Annotated in this window: 18 protein-coding genes; 14 read left to right on the plus strand and 4 right to left on the minus strand. The window is 45.0% G+C overall.

The features are described 5' to 3' along the window. Positions 1-2 precede the first annotated feature (2 nt). On the minus strand, positions 3-2,327 hold the full coding sequence (locus VIR50_RS09520; protein WP_331934891.1) for a hypothetical protein: 2,325 nt from the start codon (positions 2,325-2,327) through the stop codon (positions 3-5). Positions 2,328-2,597: 270 nt separating this feature from the next. Between VIR50_RS09520 and VIR50_RS09525 the strand changes: the two genes are divergently transcribed. From VIR50_RS09525 to VIR50_RS09580, 12 genes are all read left to right on the plus strand, one after another. Beyond that, positions 2,598-4,499 carry an LptF/LptG family permease gene (locus tag VIR50_RS09525; protein ID WP_331934892.1) on the plus strand — a complete coding sequence of 634 codons (1,902 nt, stop codon included), beginning with the start codon at positions 2,598-2,600 and terminating at the stop codon, positions 4,497-4,499. Between the two features lie 6 nt (positions 4,500-4,505). After that, entirely contained in the window at positions 4,506-5,714 is a 1,209-nt protein-coding gene (locus VIR50_RS09530; protein WP_331934893.1) for a bifunctional 3,4-dihydroxy-2-butanone-4-phosphate synthase/GTP cyclohydrolase II, read from the plus strand. 383 nt (positions 5,715-6,097) lie between these two features. Then, positions 6,098-6,241, plus strand: a complete 144-nt coding sequence (locus VIR50_RS09535; protein ID WP_331934894.1) for a hypothetical protein — start codon at positions 6,098-6,100, stop codon at positions 6,239-6,241. A 314-nt stretch (positions 6,242-6,555) separates the two neighbouring features. Further along, positions 6,556-7,749, plus strand: a complete 1,194-nt coding sequence (locus VIR50_RS09540) for a pyridoxal phosphate-dependent aminotransferase (protein ID WP_331934895.1) — start codon at positions 6,556-6,558, stop codon at positions 7,747-7,749. A 221-nt stretch (positions 7,750-7,970) separates the two neighbouring features. Continuing rightward, the gene (locus tag VIR50_RS09545) at positions 7,971-8,792 is read left to right on the plus strand and encodes a MotA/TolQ/ExbB proton channel family protein (protein ID WP_331934896.1); all 822 of its coding nucleotides are present in this window, start codon (positions 7,971-7,973) and stop codon (positions 8,790-8,792) included. A gap of 31 nt (positions 8,793-8,823) precedes the next feature. After that, positions 8,824-9,444 carry a biopolymer transporter ExbD gene (locus VIR50_RS09550; RefSeq protein ID WP_331934897.1) on the plus strand — a complete coding sequence of 207 codons (621 nt, stop codon included), beginning with the start codon at positions 8,824-8,826 and terminating at the stop codon, positions 9,442-9,444. A 2-nt stretch (positions 9,445-9,446) separates the two neighbouring features. Next, positions 9,447-10,100, plus strand: coding sequence for an ExbD/TolR family protein (locus VIR50_RS09555; protein WP_331934898.1), 654 nt, complete (start codon positions 9,447-9,449; stop codon positions 10,098-10,100). A gap of 39 nt (positions 10,101-10,139) precedes the next feature. Beyond that, positions 10,140-10,973 (plus strand): energy transducer TonB, encoded by an 834-nt coding sequence (locus VIR50_RS09560; RefSeq protein WP_331934899.1) that lies wholly within the window; start codon positions 10,140-10,142, stop codon positions 10,971-10,973. Between the two features lie 9 nt (positions 10,974-10,982). Then, positions 10,983-11,942, plus strand: coding sequence for a PstS family phosphate ABC transporter substrate-binding protein (locus tag VIR50_RS09565; RefSeq protein WP_331934900.1), 960 nt, complete (start codon positions 10,983-10,985; stop codon positions 11,940-11,942). Between the two features lie 145 nt (positions 11,943-12,087). Beyond that, positions 12,088-13,500 (plus strand): tetratricopeptide repeat protein, encoded by a 1,413-nt coding sequence (locus VIR50_RS09570; protein ID WP_331934901.1) that lies wholly within the window; start codon positions 12,088-12,090, stop codon positions 13,498-13,500. A 581-nt stretch (positions 13,501-14,081) separates the two neighbouring features. Then, positions 14,082-14,249, plus strand: a complete 168-nt coding sequence (locus tag VIR50_RS09575) for a DUF362 domain-containing protein (RefSeq protein WP_331934902.1) — start codon at positions 14,082-14,084, stop codon at positions 14,247-14,249. A gap of 184 nt (positions 14,250-14,433) precedes the next feature. After that, a complete protein-coding gene (locus tag VIR50_RS09580; protein WP_331934903.1) occupies positions 14,434-15,174 on the plus strand; it encodes a type IX secretion/gliding motility protein PorT/SprT in 741 nt (246 codons plus the stop codon). Between the two features lie 32 nt (positions 15,175-15,206). Here VIR50_RS09580 and VIR50_RS09585 read toward each other — a convergent pair whose 3' ends face one another. Both VIR50_RS09585 and VIR50_RS09590 read right to left on the minus strand, forming a co-directional pair. Further along, positions 15,207-16,043, minus strand: coding sequence for a bifunctional metallophosphatase/5'-nucleotidase (locus VIR50_RS09585; protein ID WP_414703547.1), 837 nt, complete (start codon positions 16,041-16,043; stop codon positions 15,207-15,209). A 29-nt stretch (positions 16,044-16,072) separates the two neighbouring features. Continuing rightward, on the minus strand, positions 16,073-16,840 hold the full coding sequence (locus VIR50_RS09590) for a 5'-nucleotidase (protein WP_331934904.1): 768 nt from the start codon (positions 16,838-16,840) through the stop codon (positions 16,073-16,075). Between the two features lie 554 nt (positions 16,841-17,394). Here VIR50_RS09590 and rplS point away from each other — a divergent pair. Beyond that, positions 17,395-17,754, plus strand: a complete 360-nt coding sequence (rplS, locus tag VIR50_RS09595; protein WP_331934948.1) for a 50S ribosomal protein L19 — start codon at positions 17,395-17,397, stop codon at positions 17,752-17,754. 159 nt (positions 17,755-17,913) lie between these two features. Here rplS and VIR50_RS09600 read toward each other — a convergent pair whose 3' ends face one another. Beyond that, positions 17,914-19,011 (minus strand): DUF362 domain-containing protein, encoded by a 1,098-nt coding sequence (locus tag VIR50_RS09600; RefSeq protein ID WP_331934905.1) that lies wholly within the window; start codon positions 19,009-19,011, stop codon positions 17,914-17,916. A 345-nt stretch (positions 19,012-19,356) separates the two neighbouring features. Here VIR50_RS09600 and VIR50_RS09605 point away from each other — a divergent pair, with 345 nt between their 5' ends. Beyond that, entirely contained in the window at positions 19,357-19,830 is a 474-nt protein-coding gene (locus tag VIR50_RS09605) for a porin family protein (RefSeq protein ID WP_331934906.1), read from the plus strand. Positions 19,831-20,191: the final 361 nt, after the last annotated feature.

Genomic DNA, 20,191 nt, shown 5'->3' on the forward strand with positions numbered 1-20,191 from the left:
GATTAAAAACTTACGTTGAATGAGGCTACAATACTTCTAACCTCAGGATATAAAATGCCCGACGCGATATGGGCGGAGCGCCATGACAGCAGGTTCTCGGCAGTCAATGTCAGCTCGGCTTTTTGGAAAACGTGCTTCACTTTTCCAAGGTCATAACCTACTTGAATGGTACGGAGGTCGAGTCGGTTGTCGGTAACGGCAGGGTTCTCTTTAGAAAGGTAGTCGATAACTTTGCCTCCCATAACGCCTGAAAGCATGAAGCCCAAGGAGTATTTCTTGAACTTTCCGCTCATGCCAAGGCTGTTTGAAAAGACAGTATGGTCTAAATCATTGGCTAAGGATGGCTTGTAAAAGTTGTCTTTAAAGTATTTGGGCACTTCATTTACACGGTTTCGGTTGAGGCTTGAGGCAAAAAAGAGCGTGGAACGGAGATTGTTGTGGTCCGTGAACTCTTTGCGGGCGGTCAGCCTATAGCCCGTATTGGTGATGGAGCCACCATTGTCGGGGATGTTCTCGAAGCCCGAGTAATAAGGCAATTGACTGAAAACAAGAAGTTGGGAAATCTTCTTGTGGAATATATCCAAGGAGAGTTGGAAGTCACGAATGCCCATTAAAAGACCTAATTGGTAAGTTGTGAGCTTGGTAGGGGCCAACTCTTCATTGGGAATTCCTTGAAGACCGGCGCCCATCTGGTAATAATTATAAATGTATTCGTTGCGAATATCGTTTCGATAGGTGGCCGAATAGTAGCGATCATTGAAGGGAACGACACCCGTAGTGCCTGCTGCGAGACTTAAGGTAAGGAGATTGAAGGCACTGTGGGTCATCCATGGTTCTTTGGTTATGTTCCAATAAGCGCGTGCACCGTAATAAACAGCATTGTTACGATGGGGAGCCAATAGGGAAGAATGGTTGATATTGGCGTTCAACGTTACGCCATACTTTTGTCGGAAGCGATAATCCATGCTGATATAACCTTGCAATGTGCGATCGAAAGTGCGGAAAGCAGAAGGCGGTTGCAGCGTGTCGTAGGCCAAAGTAAAAGAAACGTAGCTCATGCGGTCGCTCAATATGCCTCGCCCTCCGTAGCTTTCACCGGTAGAAGTGCCCGAAAAGAAGCGTACGCCGGCCTTGGCTCGTACGCTGTGAAGATATGTATGCTGCCTGAAATTGATAGCTGCGCCACCTTCATACCATGTGTTATTCTCTCGTAAAATGCGATATGTACCATGTGTGCGCACATCTTTATCGGAATGAAACGAGGCACTTCCGGGCGAAAGGAAGATGTCACGGCGTGTCAGAGTGCGCAAATAACTAAAGTCACCATGGACTGTGAACTTATCGTTGATGACAAACCGGAGCTTAAAACGGTCGGTAAGCGATGTATATTTGGTCTTATCGAATGAGCCTAAAGTGTGCTCGTAGATGGGATTGGGTACGTTTTGGCCATCTACGGGAATCGTTTCGAGCAAACTGCCGTCGGCCGCATAGGGGGAAACATGGCCGTCAATCCGTCCGAAATCGGCATAAGCGCCATAGTTGGAGAGCCGGTCTTGTGATTGTGAAAAGTTGATGTCGTTTTGCAGATGCAGGTTCTTGTGGTTGTATTCCACGAAGGAACGCAAGGCAAACAAGTTTTCTTTGCTACCAGCCATCACCCCTTGCGAAGCGGGCGCAACGACAGCCGAGAACTTATAACCTACAAAACGGTCGCCTCCTTCCACGTTGAGCTGATGGCGATTGCGGAAGCCCGTCCGCAGGGGAATGCGAAGCCAATCGGTAGAAGGCTTGCCCTTTTGCAAACGACGATAGGATTGTATGTTGGCAAAATCGAGCGAGGCGTCAAGCAAGTAGCTCACCTGAAAATCGCCACGGCGGTGCTTGCTCGTCGTGATTTCAATAACGCCATCGGCCCCATAGATACCATAGGCGGAGAGAGAGGCCGGGTCGCGGGCTATCCGAACGTGCTCAACGTCGTGTATATTGAGCTGTCGAAGCAACGCCAAGTCGGCACGTTGACCATCGACAATGACCATAGCATTGCGCTGCCGACTGCCTGTAGCCCATCGGGAGGCGCCGTCCACCATCATGGTTTGGGGCACATAGAGACTGCGACCGCCCTGAAGAGGCTTGTCAGAGAGCAGGAGCGAGGGAGCGACAGTGGCCAAAGCGTCCCATAAATTGGTTTGTCCGGCCTTCTGTAAGTCGCGTCCGAAGATAATGTCACCATCGGTAATGACAGTTCGGGAGACTATCGTTTCACTGCTCTTTGGGGTCGCCATGCAGAACGAAGGCAAGCCGAGAAGCAATAGTAAAAGTATTCTCATTATATAAATAGGTATATATGTAAGATTAGGAAATACGTTTGCAAAGATAAACTATTATTTTAACTTTTAATCATGCGCATGTTAATATCCTTAAAAATGAGGACTGCAATAGAGGAGCTATGACCCACTTTCATGATAAATGAAGATGAATATATGCAAGTAAATAACGCTATAAAAAGTGAAAAAAGGCCGTGTTTCTGAATTTTTGTACTAAATTTGCACATTGATATGCCTGAAGTCGGTTGACATCATGGTTATTGTAAGGCTTACATGTTTAGAATTAAGAAACTCGATATCTTTATTGCCAAGCAGTTTGGGCTGCTTTTCTTAGGAACATTTTTCATCTGCCAGTTTGTGCTGATGATGCAATTTCTTTGGCGTTACATCGACGAATTGATAGGCAAAGGGCTGACCATGGACATCATGATGCAGTTTTTTTGGTACATGGGTCTCATGTTGGTACCTCAAGCGTTGCCTTTGGCCATTCTTCTTTCTTCGCTCATTACTTTTGGAAACTTAGGCGAAAGTAGTGAGCTTACGGCTATCAAGGCTGCCGGCATATCGCTAATGCAATCTTTCCGCTCGCTTATTATCCTTAGCAGTGTCATCTGCTTGGGCTCATTTTACTTTCAAAACAACGTTGGACCGGTCGCTAATAACAAGATAGCCCAGCTCTTGATTTCGATGAAGCAGAAGAGTCCGGAGCTTGAAATACCCGAAGGCGTGTTCTATGACGGCATACCCAATAGCAATATTTACGTGCAGAGGAAGAACATGGATACCGGAAAATTGTATGGTATCATGATTTATCGCATGACGAATAGCTATGAGGACCAAGCCATTATCTTAGCGGATTCAGGCATGATGCAGTCGACTGCCGACAAGAAGCACTTGTTGTTAAGCCTTTGGAGCGGTGAATGGTTTGAGAACATGCGGTCGGGCGAGTTTGGCAATTCGGCCGCCGTGCCCTATCGCCGTGAGACGTTTGTTACCAAAAGGATAGTGCTCGATTACGACGGCGACTTCAATATGACCGACGCCAACTCCTTATCGAACAACGCACGAGGTAAGAGTTTGGGGCAGATAACGCACGGCATAGACTCGCTCAACCATGATTATGACAGCATAGGCAGGGCCTACTACCGTGAGGCTCAGAACTACTTGTTGGCCCGGCGCACGCTTTCTCCCAAGGATTCTGTCAGGGCCATGAAGGCCGCGGCGGCCCAAGCGCTCAACATTGACACGCTTTATAACCGATTATCGCTTAGTCGTAAGCAGCAAGCATTGTCGACGGCACAGTCGAAAGTGGGGCAGGCTATTCAGGATTTGGACTTTAAAGGCATGATTACTTCGGACGGAGATCGCATTATCCGCCAGCATAAGATAGAGGCAATCAATAAATTCACACTGGCCCTATCGTGCCTTATCTTCTTCTTTATCGGCGCTCCGCTGGGTGCCATTATAAGAAAAGGTGGATTGGGAATACCCGTTATCATCTCCGTGCTGGTGTTTATCATCTACTATATTCTTGACAATACAGGCTACCGCATGGCCCGTGAAGGCATGTGGGCTATATGGTTTGGTAGAGGATTGTCCACGGCGGTGCTTGCGCCGGTAGCCATTTTCGTGACTTATAAGGCTTCCAACGATTCCATGGTGTTCAATTTGGATTTGTACCGGGAGTTCTTCCGAAAGTTATTGGGCCTGAGACTGAAGCGTCATGTCTTTGGAAAGGAAGTCATCATACAAGACCCTGACTATCCGACCGACATGGAACGGCTGCGAACCATCAGTGAAGAAGTAGAGGCTTATTCGCAAAATCACAAGCTGGTGCGCATGCCCAATGTCATTAAAGTGTTCTTCAAATACCATCCCGACCATGAGATAGAGCGTATAGCCGGGGTGTTGGAAGACGTAATAGAAGATTTGAACAATACCAAGGACAAAGCCATACTGACCTATCTGAACCAATATCCGGTGGTGTCGGTAAAGGCACATACCCGTCCTTTTGAGAGAAGATGGATGAACATCCTGTCCTTTTTAATTATCCCCGTTGGCATTGTGCTTTATATTCGCATGTGGATGTTCCGAATAAGATTGCTGCGCGACTTGGCGACAATCAGGCAAACCAATGCCAATATTATAAACAGAATAGAAGAAATCAATAAATAGAACATTATGGGAGATTTCAAACTAAGTACTATTGAAGAAGCGATTAAAGACTTCAAGGAAGGAAAGTTCGTTATCGTAGTTGACGATGAAGACCGTGAAAACGAGGGAGACCTGATTATCGCGGCCGAAAAGATAACGCCGGAGAAAGTGAATTTCATGCTGAAAAACGCACGCGGAGTGCTCTGTGTGCCCATAACACTTTCGAGATGTGAGGAACTCGACCTGCCACATCAGGTGTCTGACAACACTTCCGTGCTGGGAACTCCATTCACCATAACCGTTGACAAGCTCGAGGGCTGCTCCACGGGCGTGTCGGCCCACGACCGTGCCGAGACCATCAAGGCGCTGGCCGACCCTAAGTCGACCCCGCAGACCTTCGGACGGCCGGGACATATCAACCCGCTTTATGCGCAGGATAACGGCGTGTTGCGCCGAAGCGGCCACACCGAGGCGGCTGTCGACCTTTGTAGGTTGGCCGGACTGTATCCTGCCGGGGCCCTTATGGAAATCATGAACGAGGATGGTACGATGGCCCGCATGCCCGAATTGCAGAAAATGGCGCAGGAGTGGGACTTGAAAATTATCACTATCAAGGATATGATAGCCTATAGGTTGCGTACGGAGTCAATCATCGAGGTGGGTGAGAAAGTAGACATGCCCACGGCTTACGGCCATTTCAAGCTGATACCTTTCCGTCAGCAGAGCAATGGAGCGGAGCACATGGCCCTCGTGAAGGGTGAGTGGGACGAGGACGAGCCCATCTTGGTGCGTGTTCATTCCTCGTGTGCTACGGGCGACATCTTGGGCAGTATGCGCTGCGACTGTGGTGAACAGCTCCGCAAATCGATGGAAATGATTGAGAAAGAAGGTAAAGGTGTTGTGGTTTACATGCAGCAGGAAGGTCGTGGCATAGGTTTGATGAACAAGATGGCGGCCTACAAGTTGCAGGAAGAAGGCTATGACACGGTGGACGCCAATATTCATCTGGGCTTCAAGTCAGATGAGCGCGACTACGGTTGTGGCGCGCAAATGTTGCGCAAACTCGGTGTTCACAAAATGCGTCTCATGACCAATAACCCCGTAAAACGTGTGGGGTTGGAGGCTTATGGCTTGGAAATCGTGGAGAATGTGCCCATTGAAGTGACACCGAACATCTATAATGAGCGCTATCTCAAGACCAAGCGCGACCGCATGGGCCACACGTTGCACTTGTAAGTTTGGCCTTGTAAGAAAATGGCTTTCAGCCAATACTGCCTCACGTTTATGGGACGGGGCTGGGAAAGAAAGACTTTTGAGTGGCTTTTTGTAGCATAAATAGATTTTATAATATGAGTTTCATTTTATAAGAAAAGGCTTTTGAACGCTTTGGGTTATGCCGTAGGAGGATAACGTAGCTTTTATGAAACTTGATAATCACCGGATTGGCGTCCATGTTTTGAGAGCATGGACGCCATTTTTTTGTAGGGTGTGTCGTCAGAGAAATGGCGCTCGATATGCCCGGAAAATATTTTACAAAAGGCGTTTGCTCCGTGTGTTATTTTAAAATAAAAAGGTTTTAGATTGAAATAACGCATTATAGGTTTGTTTTGTAATAATCTATGAATCAACGAGTTGTGGTTTTAGGGTTGGGCGGTCTGGATATTTCGCCTTGTAAAAGCAGTGCTTTGACCGTTGCAATGGGACAATTTGGCACCGTCGATGTGGTGCTTTGGGGCGGTCAAAGTGTAGCTTTTGGAGGGTAAATGGGAAATAATGACCGATGATTTTCTTGTTTTGGAGAGAACGATTGGGTAGGATGGGGCTTGTTGTTTTCTATTTTAGGAAATCTGAACGCATGTTTTTTCGTATAAAATATTTTACAAATCGTAAACTTCTTTGTTTGGAGATTGCGCGAGAGAAATTAGGGATGATGGCGGGCATGCTGTGCCTTTTTTGTCTTCTTTGCCCTGATTTTAGGGAATATTAGCACGATGTAACAAGAAAATAAAGTATATTTCTTTCTCTTTAAAAGAGAAAATCGTTACTTTTGCAGGTATATACAACAATCTCATTGATTATGGCAGAATTATCCAGTCGTTTGAACAGACTTGCTCCATCGGCAACATTGGCAATGTCGCAAAAGAGCAGCGAAATGAAAGCTCAAGGCATTGACGTGATCAACCTTAGTGTGGGAGAACCCGATTTCAATACTCCCGACCATATAAAGGTAGCGGCAAAGGAGGCCATCGACAATAACTTCTCCAGATATTCGCCCGTTCCGGGCTATGCCGACCTGCGTGACGCTATCGTGGCAAAGCTGAAAAGTGAGAATGGTTTGGATTATAGCAGGAACGAAATCTTGGTGAGCAATGGTGCCAAGCAGAGCGTTTGCAATACGGTGATGGCCCTTGTGGACGATGGAGAGGAAGTTATCATCCCCACACCTTATTGGGTTAGCTATCCGCAAATGGTGAAATTGGCCGGTGGAGTGCCAGTGTATATCAAGGCAGGGTACGAGCAGAACTTTAAGATAACGGCCGCCCAGCTTGAGGAAGCTATCACTCCGAAGACCCGAATGCTCATCCTTTGTTCGCCGAGTAACCCTACCGGCAGTGTTTATTCACAGCAAGAATTGGCCGAATTGGCGGAAGTAATCAAGCGACATGACGACCTTTTCGTCTTGGCGGATGAGATTTACGAGCACATTAATTATATAGGACGCCACAACAGCATAGCTCACGTGGAGGGTATGAAGGAACGTTCCATCATCGTCAATGGCGTTTCAAAGGCTTATGCCATGACAGGCTGGCGCATAGGTTACATTGCCGCGCCCGAATGGATCGTGAAAGGATGCAACAAACTGCAAGGACAATATACCAGCGGACCATGTTCTGTTAGTCAGAAAGCAGCTTTGGCCGCTTATACCCAAAGCCAACAGTGTGTGGAAACCATGCGTCAGGCCTTTGAGCGTAGGCGAAATCTGATATACGAGTTGGCGAAGGATATTCCCGGATTGGAAGTTAATAAGCCTGAAGGTGCTTTTTATCTTTTCCCCAAGTGTAGCAGTTTCTATGGCAAACGTTGTGGAGAGCGTGTGATCAACAGCGCTACCGACTTGGCACTTTACCTTTTGGAGGAGGCCCATGTGGCCACGGTAGGCGGTGACGCTTTTGGTGACGAGGAATGCTTCCGTATGAGTTATGCCACCAGCGATGAAAACATAGTGGAAGCCATGCGCAGAATAAAGGAAGCGTTAGCCAAACTAAGCTGATAAAAGGACGATTAACCCTATTGATACATATCAAGAAAAGAAAAGCGATTAAATCCGTTAAAACTTCTTAATACACTGCATAGGTTACCTATAAATTGTTATCTTTGCCAAACAAAAAGTTAACTGTCTGGGCTATGTAGCGCATTAACGGGTGAAATTGTAAACTAAAACGATAATAATAACTTAAATTTATCAATAACTAAAAATTAAATTTTTAAATTATGGCAACAACAACAGCAGCCCCCAAAAAGAAGTCACAGGGCTTCCAGGGCGTAAGACATGCGTTCATTATCATTGTAATCGCCTTCATCGTAGGATGGGCTTTCTACAACTTCTTCCTCGGTGATCCCGCCAACTTTGCTAATGGCGATCGCGAAGGTCATCCACTTAACATGTTGGGTACCGTTTATAAAGGTGGATGGGTTGTGCCTATCATCCTCGGTTTGCTTTGCACTGTTATCGCAATGTCTGTAGAGCGTATCCTCGCTATCCGTGCTTGCTCTGGTACAGGTAACGTAACAAAATTCACAGAAAACATCAAGGCTGCCCTCAAGGCTGGTGACATCGCTAAGGCTGAAGAGCTCTGCAACAAGCAGAAAGGTTCTGTAGCTAACGTTGTACTCGCTGACCTTAAGAGCTACAAGGAAATGGAAAATGCTTCTATCGCGTTGAAGGAAAAAGTTTCTACTATTCAGAACGCACACGAAGAGGCTACCGCTCTCGAAATGCCTACAATGACGATGAACCTTCCTATCATCGCTACTATCGTTACCCTCGGTACATTGACCGCCCTCTTCGGTACTGTGCTTGGTATGATCCGTTCATTTGCTGCTTTGGCTGCTGGTGGTGGTGCTGACTCTATGGCTCTGTCTACTGGTATCTCTGAGGCCCTCGTTAATACAGCGTCAGGTATTGCTACTTCTTGGGTATCTGTAGTTGCTTACAACTACTTCACCAACAAGATTGACAAGCTTACTTTCGCAATGGACGAAATTGGTTACACCATCGCACATACATTCGAAGACAAGCACCCGGAAGCTTAATTTTTGCTAACCCTTTAAAAGTTATTCAGATATGGGTAAGTTAAAAATTAAGAAAAGTGACGTTTGGATCGACATGACTCCTATGTCGGACGTAATGGTGCTTTTGCTTACATTCTTTATGTTGACGTCAACGTTCGTAAAGAATGAACCGGTGAAAGTAAACCAGCCCTCGTCTGTGTCGGAGATTAAAGTGCCGGAGAAAGACGTGCTGAACATTCTTGTCGACAATCAAGGCAAGGTGTTCATGAGTATGGACAATCAGAGCGACATGCTTGCGCTCATTCAGAAAGTGAATGAAACAAGCAATCTCGGTCTGACAGGTCTTGAAATGAAGAAGTTTCAGACTGATCCGTTGTGGGGTATCCGCATGGGTAGCTTGAAAGGATATCTGAGTTTGCCACAAGAAAAGATGACAGAAGTAATTACCGGTAGTGAAGCCGGTGTTCCTCTCGATTCAATTGATGGTGGTAAGAGTGAGTTCCAGCTTTGGGTAACTGAGGCATTGAACGTGAACGAGGATATTAAAATTGCTATCAAAGCCGATGCTGCGACACCTTACCAGCGTATAAAGAAAGTGATGTCTGAGCTTCAGGATATGAACCAGAACCGTTACTATCTCATCACTTCATTAAAAACAGGGGAGGATAAATAAGTATGTCAGCAGAAGTAGCAAGCAATTCAAAAGGCGGCGGAAAGCAGAAGAAAATCAACGTACGTGTTGACTTTACGCCGATGGTAGATATGATGATGCTTCTTATCACGTTCTTCATGCTCTGTACCTCTCTGGCTAAGCCACAGACAATGGAGTTGAGTATGCCAAGTAACGATAAGAACCTTCAAGATGAAGATAAGTCAGTAACTAAAGCATCTTATACAATTACTGTTTATGTTGCAGGAAACGATAAGATATTTTATGTGGCAGGACTTCCTAAATATGGTGATCCAACTTGTCTCAAGGAAACAACATGGGGTAAGGACGGTATCCGTAAGGTGTTTATGACACATATGACTGAAGATAATACGCAGCCTGTATTACAAGTCATGAAAGCAAAAGCCGAGCTTGACGCGAAGAAAGACCAAATGCCGGACTCTGTCTATAATTCGGAACTTTCAAAGATTAAGGCCGGTGAGATCAATGGCAATAAGATACAGACCATGACTATTATCATCAAGGCTACTGATAAATCTACTTATAAGAATGTAATTGACGCTCTCGATGAGATGCAGATTTGCAGCGTAGGTAAGTACGTTCTCGATAAGATTAGTGCAGACGACGAAAAGCTTTTGAAAGCTAGAGGCGTTGAGTAAAGTCGAGAACTGAGTATTAACTATTAAAGTGAGAAACAAATGTCAAAAATCGATTTGATATCTGGTGAGTGGACCGATATTGTCTTTACCGGCCGCAACCAGTCTTACGGAGCCTATAGACTAAGAAAAGGCACCGGTAAGAGAAATGTTATCTCTATCATAGCTGTAATCGCATTGGCTATTTTGTGCCAAATCGGTCTTACTATTAAGAAAGCCGCTGACGCAGAAGCAGCTAAGAGAGCAGCAATGACTCAGGCCGTTGAACTTTCTAAGCTTGAACAACCTAAGAAGAAGGCTGAAGTAAAGCAGAAGAAAGTAGAGGTGGAACCTGAGAAAGTGGTAGAGCAAGTTAAGAGTTCTATTAAGTTTACAGCTCCGGTCATCAAGAAAGACTCAGAGGTGAAGCCTGAAGATGAGCTCAAAACTCAAGATCAGCTTATGGAAACCAAGACCGCTATCGGTTCTTTCGATGTCAAAGGTAACGATGACGCCAATGGTGAAGTGCTGAAGGCTAAGGAAGTAATTGCCCAGCCCGAGCCTCCAAAGGTAGAAGAACAGAAAGTGTTTGACGTGGTAGAGCAGATGCCGTCTTTCCCCGGTGGTCCGGCTGCATTGATGAGCTACCTGAGTCAGAATACAAAGTATCCGGTCGTAGCACAGGAGAACGGTGTTCAAGGTCGTGTAGTTGTTTCATTCGTTGTTGAGCGTGATGGCTCAATTACTGACGTACGCGTTGTTCGTTCGGTAGACCCATCACTTGATAAGGAAGCTACTCGTGTTGTAAAGAGCATGCCTCACTGGATTCCCGGTAAGCAGAATGGCTCTACAGTACGTGTTAAGTACAATGTTCCTGTATCATTCAAACTGCAGTAAAATAAGCTAATGAAGAAAGAAATATCTTACGCATTAGTAGGATTAACACTATTTGCCGGTCTTTTGGCTTCTTGTTCTAAGAAGCCAAAAGACGGCAGAACCGATACTTATTCGTCAGGAGCGATGACTTTCGCTTCTGACGAAAGTTTTAGTCCTGTAATTGAAGAGGAGCGCGAACTCTTCGAGTTTACCTATCCACAAGCCAAGATTACGCCGATTTATACCAATGAGTCGGACGCCATCAACAAGTTGTTGGCAGGAAAAGTCTTTATGGCTATTACCTCGCGTGATTTCAAACCTGCGGAATTACAAAGTCTGAAAGACAGAAAGCAGTTCCCAAGGACAATCAAGTTCGCGTATGACGGACTTGCTCTTATTCAGAATAACCTTAACGTTGACTCTTGTATCAGCGTAAAAGATATAAAGCGGATACTCCTTGGCGAGGTAACGCGTTGGGACCAAATTTATCCAAAGTCCAAAATGGGTGAGATAACGGTGGTCTTTGATAATCCAAAATCGTCTTCTGTGCATTTTGCGGAAGACTCAATCCTTGGTGGAAAGCCAATTACTAATCCTAATGCAGTGGCTGTTAAAAAGACTGCGGAGGTCATTAGCTATGTTGAGAAGCATAAAGGTGCTATTGGAATTATAGGAAGTAATTGGCTCAATGATAAGCGCGATTCTACCAATCTGATGTTTAGGAAGGAAATCCGTCCGATGGCTGTGACCTCTCTTCCCGTAGCCAATGTGGCTAACAGTTGGAAGCCTTATCAGTATTATTTCTATAATAGCAGTTATCCGTTGGTGCGTACACTCTATATATTATTGAATGATACACACATGGGCTTGCCTACGGGATTCTCTAATTTTATTATTTCTCAGGACAAGGGACAGAGAATAGTGCTTCGTTCAGGACTTTTACCAGCTTATGGCAGCCTGACTATTCGCAACGTACATGTCACTAAGTAGGAGCAAATAGTAAAATAAGTAGTAAGAAATAGTAAAAAAGGTATAAAAGAAGCGTTTCGGATAAACCAAACTATTTTACTTTCGTCAGCAAGGAAAGACGGATAAGAGTATTAAATCGTTTATTAACTTAAAACAAATAAAGACTATGAGAGTAATAAAATATCTGTTGGTTGGTGCTTTCATGATGGGCTTTGCAGTTCCCACGATGGCACAGAATGATGACAAGGCCACTATTGACCAAGTAACAAAAATCATTAAGTCGAAGACCGATGTAGCGGATCAAGTTAAGGCTATCTACAAGAAGAACAAGAAGAACCCTGTTGTTTTGACAGCCATTGCTCGTGCTTACTTGGATGTACAAGACACGGCAAACGCTTCAAAGTACGTTCAATTCGCCATGGAAAAGGGCAAACAATACGGTCCCGCTTACATTTTGGCCGGTGATATTGAAGTAATTAAAGACAACGGTGGTGCTGCTTCCGCATGGTATGAGCAAGCTACCTACTTTGATCCTAAGAATCCGGAAGGCTATCGTAAGTATGCGCAGATTAACAGCAAGACTTCTCCATCCGCATCTGTAGCTAAGTTGGAGGAACTTCGCAGACAGCGTCCCGATTATCCGGTAGATGTTATCAGCGCACAGATTTACGATAAGGCCGGAAACATTAAGAAGGCTATCGAATATTACGCAAAGGTAGATCAAAACAAGTTAGAGGACAATGATTTGGTTAGCTATTCATTGGATCATTTCTTGCTTGGTCAGTTCGACAAGAGTCTTGAACTTTCACAGTTTGGTAACAACAAGTTCCCACGCAATCCGGCGCTTAACCGTCTTTCTTTCTTCAACCTTACTAACTTGAAGAGATACCCCGAGGCGCTTAGCTATGCGGATAAGTTGTTCAATCAGAGCGATTCTACCAAGATAACAGCAAGCGACTACCTCTATTATGGTTATGCTTATTCCGGTAATAAGGAATATCAGAAGGCTATTGATATGTTCAACTTGAGCCTTAATCATAATGAAGTTAATGCCGCTGATAAGAGCGATGCGTTGAAGAATATTGCTTCTGCTTATTCAGAAATGGGCAACATCAATAAGGCCGCTGAAACTTTCGACACTTATTTGAAGAGCCTTGCAACCATCAATGCTACCGATTATAATGAGTTAGCCAAGATGTGGATGAATCAGGCAGAGAAGTCTACCGGTGCCGCACAGAAGGAAGCGTACGCTAAGGCTGACGCCGTTTATGCGGACATGGCCGAGAAGTTCCCCAGCGCAGCTGACTTTGCTACTTATTACAGAGCACATATTGGTTTCGCATTGGACCCCGAGACAAAGTTGGGTACTGCCAAACCTCATTATGAGAAGTTGATTGAGATTATCAAGAGCCATACAGAGAAGGGCGACTATGACGATAATCGCTTGGTAGAGGCCTACCAATACTTGGGCTATTACTACACTTTGAAAAAGGACGTAGCTACAGCCAAGACTTATTGGAACTCTATTTTGGAAATCGATCCCGAAAATGCTACCGCTAAAGCAGCCTTAGGCAAATAAGCAGTAGTTGGTTTATAAAAGATACAAGGTGCGTCAAAAGAAATTTTGACGCACCTTTTTTAATTGTCGCTTTTGTAATAAGTACCTATCAAAAGGGCTTGTAACTTCTTTGTGTAGAGGGCTTCCTATTTGCTTGATATAGTTTGCTAAGCATTCTTCTTTACCGTATTTATTCAGAAGATGTAGGTAGGTTATAAAACTAGCTATATTTTATTGTCTTCTCATGGGTTATTACCCGGTTACCGAAGGGAAGAATTCCATCTATTATATTCTTGTAAAAAGGCTGTTAAGTCATACGCATGATGTTATCTGTTGTGTAAGAGTCTCAATAACAGAGCTTTACAAGTTGCAGTTATGTGGTAGCGAAGAATCCCTTAGCCTGCGTTACATATTAATTATAGGTCTTTGAAAGAATCTATCGAGAGAGTAGTTAAGAATCAATAATATGATATTGATGGCAAAATAAATAAAATTGTTATACCTAATATTAGGTATTTAGAAATATTTATGTAACTTTGCATCATAAGAAATGGGTATATCCCTTGACAAGTTTATATTATATTAATTAAATCATTTATATTATGGCTTACGTAATTAGTAACGACTGCATTGCTTGCGGAACATGTATTGACGAGTGTCCTGTTGGCGCAATTTCTGAAGGCGATATCTATTCAATCAATCCTGATATGTGCACAGAATGTGGCACATGTGCAGATGTTTGCCCCAATGAGGCAATCTCTCTTGGCTAAGGAATAGACCGAAAAAGAAATAAAGCGAGGCTTCAATGCTTCGCTTTTTTTGTGCCTATCAGTGAATGGTGATAGGCAAGCAAGGCGTTCAAAGCCCCCTTGTAAAGTTATGAGCGCCGGGACATATCGTAACAAATGAATGGTTAGTCGTATAATAAACAGCCTGATTTTGCGTTTTCAAAGCATGAGACGACTGATTTCAATTATATCTTTTATCCTACTTTTTCTTGTCGGTGCGAACGGGCAAACAAGGACTGTACAGAATCGTCCCTATGCCGATTTGCGCCCATTTCATTTTGGTATTTTGCTGGGCACACATTTGCAGGACCTAAAGTTTGTGAATGTGGGTATGCAAACGATAACCGATGATGACGGCACCCCCCATCAGCGACTGATTACTACCGACCAAAGCAGGTGGGACGCAGGCTTTCAGGTAGGCGTATTGGGCGAGTTCCGACTTACCGAGAACTTCCAACTCCGGCTGGCTCCCTCGCTCTTTTTCGGCAGCCGGCATATCAAGTTTCAAGATATGATGGCCGATAATGCCGTGCAGGGGGAGCGTCATCAGGACATGAAAACAGTCTATATAGCTACTTCTGCCGAGCTTCTTTTCGATGGTCCGCGGCTTAATAACGTGCGTCCTTACCTGCTTGGTGGCTTGAGTCCCATGCTCAATTTGGATGGGAAGACCCATGATTATCTTAAATTGAAGAAATATGACCTGCTGGCCGAGGTGGGAATGGGCGTCGATATTTACCTTCCTTATTTTAAGTTACGTCCCGAGTTGAAGTATATGTTCAGCCTTCTCAACAGTTTAGATAAGAAACATGCCAAGCGGTTAGACGATAAGAGCATGCTTCCTTACACCAACAGTGTGAAAGAAGCACGCTCTCATATCATTGCGTTGACCTTTTATTTCGAGTAACCGATTACGCGTCGGTCCACGTTTTGGCCCGTTTATTTTTTTACCATGTCAAGTACCATCTTGCCAACGAAGATGGCATGCTTGCCATTTTGGTCCACAGGAACGTCCTTACCGTCCTTGTTTTTAGCGTATTCCAGCTTTTCAAAGAAGCTGTGAGAGTGCCCTCCCAGCACCAAGTCTATGCCCTTCGTGTTCTTGATAAGCTGCTCGTCGTCAATGCCACGTACCTGCCAGCCCAAGTGCGATAGGCAGATGATGAGGTCACATTTTTGTTTTCTTAGCGTGTTGACTATCTTTTGCGCTTCCGTTGCAGGGTCGAGGAATTTCACACCCTGACACTTCGTCTTGTCAACAAGCCCATCCATTTTGGGCGAAATGCCGAAAACACCGATGCGCAGCCCTTTTCTTTTCACGATGACATAAGGCTTTACAAGTCCCTCAACAACAGTTCCCGTGAAGTCGTAGTTGGCGCATACGATGGGGAAATTGGCCTTTTTGAAAATTCGGGCCATGTTCTCAAGCCCAAAATCAAACTCATGATTGCCGATGGTTACCGCGTCGTAGTGCATCAAATTCATCAATTCTATCTCCGTGTCGCCCTTGAACATGGTGTAGTAGGCCGATCCTTGTGAGAAATCGCCGCTGTCGAAAAGCAGCAATTCAGGCTCAGCCTTGCGCTCCTGCTCAAGCATTGCCACTCGCCGCATGAACCCGCCGCGTCCTGCTTTCATCGTGTCGGCCAAGTTAACGTTCAGCGGGAATATGGTGCTATGCGTGTCGTTGGTATGCAGTATTACCAGTTGTTTTTGGGCCATGGTACCGGTGACGATGGCCAACAACATGAGTGTAAGAATATATTTCATTTTCATAGTTGCGTATTCTTTGGATAAAATGATGATTATTTTCTGACAATTCTGCCCTCAACTTTCGAGGACACCTTTTCTCCGGCTTTCATTTTCTCACGGAAATAGTCCATGATGATGTATCTCACGTTGTTGCGTTCCTCTTGTGGTGATAGGATATTCGTGCCTGCTTGGAAAGCCGTGAGGCCGTCATTGCCTTGTGCCAAATAGTCGAGTGTGGCTATTCTGTACGAGGCTGCCGGGTCTACCGTCTTGCCGTTGATGGTCAGTGAGGTCATTTTATGGTCGGCCGAGAACGCCATCTCCACGCCGTGGCTCACTCCTTGACCACCCAAAAGGGCTATTTGTTGGAAAAGTTCAATGACTTTAGCGCCTGAAAGTGTCATGAAACAAATCTTGTTCTCAAATGGGGCCACGTCGAGCACGTCGCCATAGGTTACCTTTCCTTTGGAGAGTGCGGCCCTGATACCGCCCATGTTGTAGACAGAGAAGTCGGGTTGCTCATTAAAAGCCTTGCCGCCCCATACCAAGATGTCGGCCAATAGGTTGGAGAGGTTGCTCTCGGGCTGCCTTGCGGCCATGTCGTTGGCAGCGTAGCCTACGACGGGGCTCATCACCGAGTCGACCGTAGGTTGATATTTGCCGATGACTTGCATGGCCATTGGGTCGGGATGGGCATCATACCTGCTGTCGATAAGGATTCTTGTACGCCGGATGGAGTCCGGTTGATACTGCGATTTGCATGAGCCCAACACGACAAGCGACATGCCGGCACCCAGAAAAATGTGTTTTAATTTCAACATATCATTACGATGTTATATAATAAAATAAGGTGTAACCACGCAAAGGCATTGAGCTGTATGTTATGTGAAGGCATATTGAGAACCACTGTTTTAATCGTCGCTGCCGTTACGGGTTATATCTGCAAAGTTATTGAAAATCATTGTAAAAACGGCAGTTATGCGCAAGTTTCGTGTCGTCAATTTTGCTTTCTGCGCTCGGCAGTGGATAAAAGGCTTTCTCAAAGCAGCCTTCTTGGCTCCCCAAAGCACCGCTTTGGGACGATCAAAAGCCCTTTATGATAAGGTCAGAGGGCTGCTTTGAGAATGTGGTCCATGGCTATCCGCTCTGCCGCTCGTATGGCTTGAGCATTCGGAAGCCCCGCCAAGCGCATGGGCTGTCGGCGCATCTGTGGCATGTTTTCTCCATGCCTATTCTTAAAAAGATAGATAAACATTTGGCTGTCAGCGGGAAATGTGCTACCTTTGCAGCGCTTTTCGGCGTAACCGCTTTCGTTGCAGACGAGTTGCAAGATATGTTGCGTTGGAACGACAAACAATATTTAATTATCAAAATAATGGATTTAATTAAAGTTGCTGAAGAAGCATTTGCAACCGGCAAGCAGTTTCCGGAATTCAAGGCCGGTGATACTGTCACTGTCGCTTACAAAATCGTCGAGGGTTCAAAAGAGCGTATCCAGCTCTATCGTGGTGTGGTAATTAAGATTGCCGGCCATGGTGACAAGAAGCGTTTCACCGTTCGCAAGATGTCTGGAACGATTGGTGTAGAGCGTATTTTCCCCATCGAGTCACCCAACATCGATTCTATCGAGGTGAACAAGCGTGGTAAAGTACGTCGTGCTAAGCTTTACTATTTGCGTAATCTTACCGGTAAGGCTGCCCGTATTCAGGAGAAGCGTACCATCTCTAAGGCTTAATTCGCATCTCCTTTTCGACAAAAGAAATAAAAAGAGACATTGCGCTGCTGTGCAATGTCTCTTTTTTGTTTTCCCTCGTCAGTCGCTTTTGGGTGGCTGTTTTTATTCTCTTGTATAGCGAATGGATAGCGTTTATTTTATTTTTACATACATTCGCCTTTATTTTTGATTATCACTTACAAAAGGCTTCAGCCCTTTGGCTGCGTCAGCGGCCGTGATGCGCTTGCCGCCATTATCCAAATCTATGAGTACATACTTATCGTTGCCCATGCCGAGTTCCTTCATGTAGGAGAGCTGGCGCAGCCCATGGCGTGTTTCTATGCGCTCTACGAGGTCGTGATGTTCGCCGGCTGTCAAGGCGTAAATAATGTCTACGCAGGCCTGATCAATGGCTAATACGTCGGTAGATGACAGGATTCCCACGTTGGGTGTGACCACCGGAGCGGCGTGAATGTCCTCGCAGTCGCATGAAACTGACATATTTCGCATGACATTTACATAGGCCACATGCTTTCCGAAGTAATCTATCGTGGCTTTGGTTGACTCGGTCATGCGTTCCATAAACTCCTCTTCGCGTATGTCCCATTGGTTGGGTTGGCCCGGAGTGGTATGGATCCATGCTTTTCCCATGCGCCCATCGGCACATCCTATGCCTATGTTCTTGTTGGAACCGCCGAAGCCTCCTTGTGTGTGTCCCTTGAAATGGGTCAGCATTACGAGTGAGTTGTAGCGGAGCATGTGGCTTCCCACTGACATTTTCGTGAACCATTTGCCGCCTTTGACGGGAATGGTCACTGTGTCTTCAGCGTCCATGATGTCTACGGAACAGAAGTTCCAGCCGTTTACGTCCAGCGTTTTACGGTGTTGCTCGGTGGTGTATCGGTCGCCTTTGTAGTAGGTATTGGTCTCCACGATGTTGGCGTCAGCCAGTTCTTTCTCCATGAGCGACTTCACCCATTGGCGTGGTAAGATGTTCGGTCCCTGCGGTTCGCCGGTGTGGAGTTTTACGCCTACCTTGCCCATGATGTTGCCCTTTACCTGCTCATAGGCTTTGATGAGCCCCTCGGCCGATAGGTTACGAGTGAAATACACGACTGATTCGTTGCCTTTTCGTTGCTCGTAAGGCACATATTTATGGCCGTCCCTGCCGGGCAGGGTTGGTTGGTTGCGGTCGTTTTTCTGCGCCGCCACTTGCGATGGAGCCATGCTGCTTAGCCATAGGAGCAGCAGTCCCATCCAAAGACTTGATTGTTTCATGTTCGTCAGTATAATAAAAAACAGTAAGATAAGTATATAAAAAAGAATAGGTAGGCCTCTTTCGTATGATTTTCGATAGGGAAGGGGCGTTCCTTAAAAGGCTTGTTATACGGTCGTTTATATCGCAAAAATAGTTTATTCTTTGTAAACCGTCAAATTTCTGACGGTATTAATGCGTCTATGGCCTTGAATTTTAAAGAGTTTAGTAGGGGTGTTGGGTACTGAAAACATATTTTTTACCTTATATATTATTATGGCTGCTTTTGTGGTTTCGCATTGGTAGCTATAATATTTTGGAGCGTTGACCGTTATCTTACTATATACTTTTAATGTTTGAATAAGATAATGAAGAAGTTATTTTTACTATTTGCTTTTGCGCTAACGGCTGTTAGTGGCTTTGCGCAGAAAGGAACGATTGAATTGGGAGCCCGTTTGAATTACAGTTTTGATAAGCCCCATGCGGGTATTGGTGTAGTGGGACGCTATCAGATTGACCGCCATTTCAGGCCGGAGTTGACCGCTAACTTCTATCCTGCGGAGGATGGAGTGCGTAGTTGGGACCTTAATGCCAACCTGCATTACATCTTCGACATTACCGATCGCTTTAAGTTATATCCTCTCGGTGGCGTAGGATTGGTGAATGTACACGCTGATTTGGTTACCGTAGATGTGGATGACCTGCGCTCCGGCTTTAATTTGGGTGGTGGTTTGCAGTTTAATATCACGCGAGACCTCCGTTTGACCGCCGAAAGTTATTATCAGTTTGTTTCCGATGTCGACCGGGCTGTGTTGAACGTAGGCCTTGTTTATGCGTTCTAATTGATTCTTTGTCTAAATAATTGGGTTGCGGCATTGGGTGAAGTAAGTCCATCCAATGCCGTGATTTTCTGCCTGATACCATGTCGTAACTCCTCTTCGGGGGCTTTTTTTATTGCAAATATCACATCTTTTATTTGGTAATCTCATTTAAATTTATTATCATTGTGGTTGCCTTTTTAGGAAAACAATTTGTTTGTTATTTTATTAAAAGTTTTCCATTTATATTTTATAAATAGTTGATAATTAGCGTATTGACAAATATTAACACGCTAAAAGTTTTCCAAAACGATAATTGTATCATTATATTTATTATCTTTGCGCTCGAGAATTAACCTACTTCTTTTTAATTAACAAGAGCATA

Source organism: Prevotella sp. (assembly GCF_036570325.1).
GTDB lineage: Bacteria > Bacteroidota > Bacteroidia > Bacteroidales > Bacteroidaceae > Prevotella.